We start from the raw sequence: 6,029 nt of genomic DNA, 5'->3' as shown, positions 1-6,029 counted from the left end.
ATCTGGACCAGTTCGTTTGTGTTGGTTACTTCGGGACTGGCAGGAATGGTTCTAGCTGTGAGCATCTTTTTTGTAGATATGCTTGGCCGTAGACGTTTAACCAAACCGGGAATTATATTTGGATCGAATGCCATTGCCGTTTATGTACTGGCCGATGTGTGGCGTCTGCCTTTTTATTCCTGGAAAATTGGAGGAAGCAGCTTAAACAACCACTGGATGAGTATGTTTGAAAACGCCGGTTGGAGTTTGGAAATGGGCAGCTTTTTGTATGCCGCCCTGTTTATTGGCTTCAATTTTATTCCGGCCTGGATACTTTATAAAAAGAAGATATTTATTAAGCTATAGAAATGTCACACTGAGCGAAGTCGAAGTGTGGAAGATACAGTCTTCGACTCCGCTCAGACTGACATCCCGGCTAACAACCGGGCTTTTTTTAATCTTCAATCGAAAAACCCACCTGTTTGAGGTCTTCCCAAAAACCGGGGTACGATTTGGTAACCACCATCGGATTATCAATTCGCATCGAAAATCCGGCCAAGGCCATTGGAGCAAAAGCCAGCGCCATGCGGTGATCGTGGTAGGTATTGATAATCGGATTTTCTTCCTGTTGTTCCTGATCAAGTTTTCCATCCCAGGCCAGTTCTCCAAACTCAGGCTCGGCTATGGACGCACCAAATTTTGCCAGCTCGTTTTGCAGCGCCGTAATCCGGTCGGTTTCTTTGATCTTCAAAGTTTTTAAACCTGAAAAGTGGAAGGGAATATTTTTAGCCACACACAAACACGCCATAGTTTGTGCCACATCAGGGTTCTCAATAAAATCAAGTACCAATTTCTCGGGCTGACGGTTTTTGTGTTTTTCCAACAGAACGCCCTCTTCTTTTTGTGTTGACGTTACCCCAAACTGCTCAAACCATGAGGCAATGTTTGCATCGCCCTGCAAACTATCGAGTAAAAGATTCTCCAACAAAATTTCGCCATTGTCAACCAGTGCCATAATCTGGTACCAGTAAGAAGCACCCGACCAGTCGGCTTCGCAGGTAAAATCGAGGGCAAAATATTTTTGTTCCGGCACAAAAATCACGTTATCGTCCCAACGGTACTGAATGCCAAATTTGGCCATCAGTTCCAGCGTAAGTTTTATGTATGACCTCGAAGTAATATTGCCTTTCAGCTTTAAAGTCAGTCCGTTTTCAATGGTTGGAGCAATTAGCAAAAGTGCCGAAATATATTGGCTCGACACACTTCCGTCCAACTCAATGGTTTGCCCTTTTAAATGCGAACCCAAAATCTTCAGTGGCGGACAACCTTCAGTCCCCAGGTACTCAATTTGCGCACCTAGTTTATTTAGCGCATCTACCAAAATTGAAATGGGGCGTTGCTGCATACGTTCTGATCCGGTTATCTCCCACTCGCCAACAATTTTTGCCAGAAAAGCGGTAAGAAAACGCATCGCGGTTCCGGCATGCCCGATATCGAATTTATTGCTGTTTGAAAACAATGCTGCCGTCAATACTTTTGTATCGTCGCTGTCCGACAGGTTTCGAATCGGATAAGGGCTATAACTCAAAGCATTAATAATGAGTGCCCGGTTGCTTATACTTTTTGAAGCCGGAAGGTTAATTGCTCCCTTAATTTCTTTTATGTCGGTAGTTACCTGGTAGATCATTTCAAATGTAATAATGAGGTTAATTCCGCCTGTACGTTACAGACTTTTGTAGAATTTAAGCGCTTCCAGAATCAGTTCTTTGCTACAATTCTGGTTGATGGCAATTTTACCAACTTTTGGCAGAAGTGTAAAATTAATTCGGCCCGATTCGTTCTTTTTGTCGTGTGTCATTAATTGATACAAAGCTTCAAAATCGGTCTCTTCAATTTCGAATTTGCCGTAAATATCCAACATCCAATTGGTTAGCTTATCGCAATCGGCTTGCGGGAAACCACACATTTTTACAGATAGAAAAAGTTCAGCGATCATGGCATAAGCAACAGCATAACCATGCAAAACGGGCCGGTTCTGTTTCATGGCCAGACTTTCGAAAGCATGACCAACCGTGTGCCCGAAATTCAGTGCTTTACGGATATTATTTTCAGTAAGGTCGTTGGCTACGAAATATTCTTTCACGTTTACTGAGTGGCGGATGATTTCCTGCAACAGATCGTAATCAATAGTATCGAAATCAAAATCTTTAAGCTCTGCCAAATGCTCAGGACTGTGAATCAATCCGTGTTTAATCATTTCGGCAAACCCCGAAATAAAATTGTTGCGATCGATGGTTTTCAAAAAATCCGTATTTATAACAACGGCAACCGGTTCTTTAAATACGCCAATTTCGTTTTTTAAGCCGTTAAAATTAAACCCTGTTTTTCCACCCACCGAGGCATCAACCTGCGATAACAAAGTTGTTGGCACATTCAGAAAATCGATACCTCGTTTAAAAGTGCTGGCTGCAAAACCGGCAAGATCGGTAAGCATTCCGCCGCCAATATTAATAAGCAAGGATTTGCGGTCGCCCTCGTTTTCCGACAAAAACTGCCAGATGGTTTCAACCGAACTAATCTTTTTATTGCGCTCTCCGGCCGGAACAACAACTTTTTTAATGTTGTTTTCTGCCAGAAAATTATCCAGGTTGGCTACCCAAAGTTTATCAACGGTTTCTTCGGTAGCCAGAAACACTTTGCCATTCGGATAGTTATCGATATAAGCCTGAAGTTCCTGTTCCAACTTTCGGCCGTAAATTATTTTAGAGTAAATTTTTGAATTTCCCATAAGTAGCTGCTAAATTGCGATAAAGTTACAATAAAAATGGCATTGCCTTTTTATAAGGGTGCCCGTGGCAATAGTTTTAGATATTTAATAACGAACGATGACAATAAAAAACACCGAAAAGGTTTCGAAGATCAAAAAAATATTCTTCCTGATTTCCATACTAATTGCGCTGGGTATTCTGGCGCTGTTTTTGCTCGACCATGTTCTGCTTGCACTGGCCGGGTTGGGCGTTTTCTCCATGTGGTACCTTTATTTTCATGTGGCCGATTATCAATACATCGAATATTCCGACGATACAGACAAAATTATTCTTCGCTATTACAAAGTGATCAGTTTTACCGGAAAGGTTTATAATTCCATTGAATTTCCCAAGTACCGTTTAAGAAAGGCACTTTTCGAAGATTCATTTTTTGGTAAATTATCCGATGTAACGCTTGTAATAAAAACCGATCGGGGAATAGCCGAATACCCGACAGTTAGCCTGGCCGGCTTAACTATCGACGACCGCAAACGTATTCAGGAATCACTCAATTCAATCATAAAAAACTAAGCCTGAGCTCCCTGCACTTATGAACGAAGACCTTAAATACAAAGTGGCACTATCGATGCTTCCCAACATTGGAGGTATTCTTGCCCGCAACCTGGTTGCCTATATTGGCAGCGCTGAAGGTGTTTTTTCGCAATCGGCCAAAGCATTAACAAAAGTTCCCGGAATTGGAGAAGCTTATGCCCGCCAGATAAAGAAAAACAATGTACTGCCACTGGCAGAAAAGGAACTGGAGTACATTGCTAAAAACGGAATCGACATTCACTTTTATACCGACGCCACTTATCCGCGCCGGTTAAAAAGTTGTGTTGACGCACCTCTTATTATTTACACGAAGGGGAACATGAATCTTGACGCCGAACGTGTAATCAGCATTGTGGGCACACGTAACGCCACCGAATACGGTCGGACAATAGTAGAAAATCTGTGCCGCGAATTTGCCGAACGAAAATACAACATTCTTATCGTGAGTGGTTTGGCTTATGGTATTGATGTACAAGCCCACCGATGTGCCCTGAACTACAATTTGCCGACCGTTGGTGTTATTGCTCATGGGCTCGATACGCTTTACCCCGCTATACACAAACAAACGGCGCAAAAAATGCTGGAATGTGGTGGCATTGTTACCGATTTTCCGAGCAACACCAAAATAGACCCTGCCAATTTTATTAAACGCAACCGGATTATTGCCGGATTGGCCGATGCTACAATTGTGGTGGAATCGGCACAAAAAGGGGGCTCGCTAATTACTGCCGATATTGCCTCATCGTATAACCGCGATGTTTTTGCTTTCCCGGGCCGCGCAGGCGACACATACTCAAAAGGCTGTAACCTGCTGATCAGAAATAACGGAGCGACTTTAATTGAAGGGATTAACGATCTGGAATATTTTATGGGTTGGAAAAAAACCGATAAAGTTGACGCCGTGCAGTCGAGTTTGTTTATCGATTTAAATCCCAACGAACAAAAAGTAGTTGACCTGTTAAAAGAAAAAGGCGAACTTTTTATCGATCAGATTTCGGCTGAAATAAAACTTCCGGTAAGCCGTATTTCGGCCACAATGTTAAACCTCGAATTTAAGAACCTGGTGCATGCGTTGCCCGGTAAAATGTACAAATTGAGGTAAGTCGGCTTTATTTTCTAATTTTGCACCGAAACAGAAAACGTTGTTTTCTAAATTTTATAGAATGAAGAAGACTTTTGAAGATTTAAAAGTTGCAAAATCGATATTAAAATCGCTCGACGATATTGGTTTTACTACGCCAACTCCCATACAGGAAAGAGCTATTCCGAAAATTAATTCGGGGGTGAATATTGTTGGTGTGGCCCAAACCGGAACCGGAAAAACGGCGGCTTACCTGCTTCCCTTGCTATCTCGTTTAAAAAAGCCGGAAGGAGTTGATCCGCGTGTTGTAATTCTTGTTCCAACACGCGAGCTATCGATTCAGGTGGGTGAAGATATTGCAGAATTAACTGGTTACTCGGAGTTGCGCCATGCGGCAGTATTTGGAGGTATTGGTTGGACAAAACATGCTGCTTTGCTCGAGCCGGGAATAGATATTCTGGTTGCCACGCCGGGCCGTTTGTGGGATTTGTACCAGGTCGGTGCACTGCGGTTAAAAAAGGTAAAATACCTGGTAATCGACGAAGCCGACCGTATGCTCGACATGGGATTTATCCCTCAAATCAAACAACTTCAGGAAATTATTCCGTCGCGCAGGCAAAACCTGTTGTTTTCGGCTACCTTCTCGGAAAAGATTGAAAAGCTTGCAGAAGAATTTCTCGATCACTACGATAAACTGGAAATAGCACCGTCGGCCACTCCGGTTGGTTTGGTAACACAAACTTGCTATAAAGTTCCGAATTACAGAACAAAACTAAACCTCATCAAACACCTGCTTCAGGATGAAGAGAAATTTACGCGTGTGGTAATTTTTGTGAAAACAAAAGAACATGCCGAGGGTGTTTACAAAGTGGTTCAACGAAAAGCGGAAGGCGAAAAACGGATTCTCCATTCGAACAAAGCGCAAAATTCGCGTATTAATTCTATCCAGGCATTTAAAAGTGGTGAAGTTCGGATATTAATTACTACCGATGTTTCGGCGCGTGGTATGGATGTGAGCCAGGTGAGCCACGTAATTAACTTTGATTTGCCGAACGATTACGACGATTATATCCACCGTATTGGCCGAACTGCTCGTGCCGGAAATAAAGGAGATGCAATTACCTTAATCGATCCGGCGGCAGAGTGGCACTGGAAAAAGATTGAAAGTTTGATGCGCCAGGAAATTCAGCTTTTGGATTTACCCGAAGGGATAGAAGTTGTCGAATCGGAGTTTAAAGAAAGCCAGGATATGCTGCGCGAGATCGACCGTCAGCGCAAAATCGACGATCCTACGTTCCAGGGCGCTTTTCATCAGAAAAAAAGGAAAGGCTCTTCAAAACGTTCGTTCGAAGATAAATTTTCGCGCACCAAAGAGCGTCAGAAACGAAAGAAAAGAAAAAAGTAACAGTATAAAATTGCCAGCGATGATTTTCGTTGGCTTTTTTTCTTTTTGGGCGGTGGTTACAAGCAAATAACGGTCACTTGTATGTGGTCGGGCGGGATTTCTGGAAGAAATCGTGTCAGACCCGCAGGAAAGTGGGTGCAAGGTCTGACTTGTCAGACCGCTAAAACCCCCGCCTGCCATATACAATTTGTTAACATGCGTTTTT

The 6,029-nt window shown here is 42.9% G+C and carries 5 protein-coding genes and 1 pseudogene; 4 read left to right on the top strand and 2 right to left on the bottom strand.

What is annotated here, in order from left to right; genetic code table 11:
• Positions 1 to 345 (top strand): annotated as a pseudogene (locus tag ABZB17_RS19535) (hypothetical protein); the annotation flags it as partial.
• Positions 346 to 433: 88 nt separating this feature from the next.
• Here ABZB17_RS19535 and ABZB17_RS19530 read toward each other — a convergent pair.
• Positions 434 to 1,666: a 3-phosphoshikimate 1-carboxyvinyltransferase gene (locus tag ABZB17_RS19530; RefSeq protein WP_372652755.1), complete on the bottom strand. Its 1,233-nt coding sequence runs from the start codon at positions 1,664 to 1,666 to the stop codon at positions 434 to 436.
• 36 nt (positions 1,667 to 1,702) lie between these two features.
• Positions 1,703 to 2,767: a 3-dehydroquinate synthase gene (gene aroB / locus ABZB17_RS19525; protein ID WP_372652752.1), complete on the bottom strand. Its 1,065-nt coding sequence runs from the start codon at positions 2,765 to 2,767 to the stop codon at positions 1,703 to 1,705.
• 97 nt (positions 2,768 to 2,864) lie between these two features.
• Between aroB and ABZB17_RS19520 the strand changes: the two genes are divergently transcribed.
• From ABZB17_RS19520 to ABZB17_RS19510, 3 genes are all read left to right on the top strand, one after another.
• Positions 2,865 to 3,317 (top strand): hypothetical protein, encoded by a 453-nt coding sequence (locus ABZB17_RS19520; protein ID WP_372652749.1) that lies wholly within the window; start codon positions 2,865 to 2,867, stop codon positions 3,315 to 3,317.
• A gap of 19 nt (positions 3,318 to 3,336) precedes the next feature.
• Positions 3,337 to 4,440: a DNA-processing protein DprA gene (gene dprA / locus ABZB17_RS19515; RefSeq protein WP_372652746.1), complete on the top strand. Its 1,104-nt coding sequence runs from the start codon at positions 3,337 to 3,339 to the stop codon at positions 4,438 to 4,440.
• 61 nt (positions 4,441 to 4,501) lie between these two features.
• Complete coding sequence (locus ABZB17_RS19510; RefSeq protein ID WP_045032120.1) at positions 4,502 to 5,824, top strand: DEAD/DEAH box helicase; 1,323 nt, start codon at positions 4,502 to 4,504, stop codon at positions 5,822 to 5,824.
• The last annotated feature ends 205 nt before the right edge of the window (positions 5,825 to 6,029 follow it).

This window comes from Draconibacterium sp. (assembly GCF_041583095.1).
GTDB lineage: Bacteria > Bacteroidota > Bacteroidia > Bacteroidales > Prolixibacteraceae > Draconibacterium.
The sequence above is the reverse complement of the archived record's forward strand: the minus strand, read 5'-3'. Positions and strand labels throughout refer to the sequence as shown.